At 68.6% G+C, this 2,321-nt stretch carries 1 protein-coding gene; it reads right to left on the bottom strand.

The genetic code is table 11. From position 1 onward, the window contains the following. Positions 1-2,321, bottom strand: a 2,321-nt coding sequence (locus ACLQ2W_RS33760; RefSeq protein ID WP_425791934.1) for an SDR family NAD(P)-dependent oxidoreductase, incomplete at both ends; no start/stop codon positions are given.

Raw genomic sequence — 2,321 nt, 5'->3', positions numbered from 1 at the left:
GACAACCCAGTCGCGGTAGCCAACCGATTACGCAACTCCACCGCGGTCAACGAGTCAAAACCGAGCTCACGGAACGCCCGATCAGGTGCGACTGCCTGAGCACTGTCGTGACCAAGAACTGTGGCCGCGTGGATACGCACCAGCTCCAGAACTGTCCGCTGACGCTCCTCGACCCCCATAGCCGCCAACCTGGCGGCCAGACCCACCGGCGTATCGGCGGTGGACGCCGCCCGGCGGATCGAGCCGCCGGCCAACGCCTGCCACAACGGCGGCAGGCCACCAGCGCCGGCGCGACGCAGCCCGGGCAGGTCCACCCGCATCGGCACCAGCTGCGGCCGGTCGATACGCACCGCCGCATCGAACAACGCCAGGCCCTCCTCAGAGGACATAGCAAGGATGCCGCTGCTGCGTCGCATCCGGCCCAGGCCGAGCTCGTCGAGCTGCCCGGTCATCGCCGACTGCTGAGCCCACAGCCCCCACGCCAGTGACTGCCCGACCAGACCGATGGTCTGTCGTCGTTGTGCCAGGGCGTCCAGGACGGCGTTGGCCGCGGCGTAGTTTCCCTGCCCCGGTGATCCGAGCGTGGCCGCCGCCGAGGAATACACCACGAACATCGCAAGATCCATGTCCCGGGTCAGCTCGTGCAACCACCACGCCGCGTCGGCCTTGGCCCGCAACACCGTGCCCAGCCGCCGCGGCGTCAACGCCTCGACCACCCCGTCATCAAGCACTCCCGCGGTGTGCACCACCCCGACCACCGGATGCCCGGCCGGCACCGCCGCCAACACCTCGACCAAAGCGTCCCGGTCAGCGACATCACACGCCGCCACCCGCACCCGCGCACCCAACCCGGTCAGATCACCGACCAACTCCGTCGCTCCGGCCGCGGTTGGGCCGCGCCGGGACAACAACAACAGATGCCTGACCCCATGCGTGGTGACCAGATGCCGGGCCACCAACCCACCCAACACCCCGGTCCCACCCGTGACCACCACCGTGCCTTCCGGATCCAACCCGGCCGGTAGCCGCAGTACCACCTTGCCCACATGACGAGCCGCCTGCAGATAACGCAGGGCCTGCACCGCGTCAGCCGCCTCGAACACACTCACCGGCAGCGGCCGCAGGACCTCCGCGGCGAACATGTCCAGGATCTCGGCCAGCATCTGCCCGATCCGGTCAGCGCCAGCGTCGGACAGGTCGAACGCCTGATACACCACCCCGGGATGGTCCGCGGCAACCTGGCCTGGATCCCGCACGTCGGTCTTACCCATCTCCACGAACCGGCCGCCGCGGGGCAGCAGGCCCAACGACGCGTCCACGAACTCCCCGGTCAGGGCGTTGAGCACCACATCCACACCCTCGCCTCCCGTCGCGGTCAGGAAGCTGCGCCGGAAGTCCAGATCGCGGGAGGAGGCCAGGTGCGTATCGTCCACACCCATCCCGCGCAGGGTGTCCCACTTGCCGGCGCTGGCGGTGGCGTAGACCTGCAACCCCCAGGCCCGGGCCAGTTGCACCGCGGCCATGCCCACCCCACCGGCCGCGGCGTGGATCAGGATCCGTTGCCCCGGCCGCACACCGGCCAGGTCCCGCAACGCGTAGAACGCGGTCAGGAACACGATCGGCGTCGACGCCGCCCGGGTAAACGACCACCCCCGCGGCACCCGAGCCAACAACCGATGATCAGTGACCGCCACCGACCCCAACGCACCGTTGAACATGCCAAACACCCGATCCCCGACCACCACCCCACTCACACCCGGACCAATCTCCAGCACCACCCCCGCCGCCTCACTACCCATCACCGCAGCCGGATCCGGATACATACCCAACCCGACCAACACATCCCGGAAGTTCAACCCCGCCGCACGCACCCCAACCCGCACCTGCCCAACCCCCAAAGGCGCCACCACCTCCGAACACTCCACCACCGCAAGATTGTCCAAACTTCCCCGCTCCGACACACCCAGACGCCACGACAACCACTCAGCCCCAGGCAGGACCAAACGGCCACCACCGGCCCGGACCAACCGCCGGACAAACAACCCACCAGCACGAACCGCAATCTCCGGCTCGCCGCAATCGAGCACCGCCGTCAGAATCCTGCCCAGTTCACTGGCCTGTACCGCGATCTCCGGTTCGCCGCTGTCGACTACCGCCGTAAGGATCCTGCCCAGCTCGCTGCCGTGGTCGGTGCCAGTGCCGGTGCCGTGGTTGGTGTGATCGTCGAGGTCGAGCAGGATGAAACGGTGGGGGTGTTCAGACTGCGCGGAACGGACCAGGCCCCACACCGCGGCCGCGGCCAGGTCACTGCCATCGGTAGC

The sequence above is a fragment of the Micromonospora sp. DT227 genome (assembly GCF_049841835.1).
GTDB lineage: Bacteria > Actinomycetota > Actinomycetes > Mycobacteriales > Micromonosporaceae > Micromonospora.
This window is presented reverse-complemented; position numbering and strand designations above follow the sequence as displayed.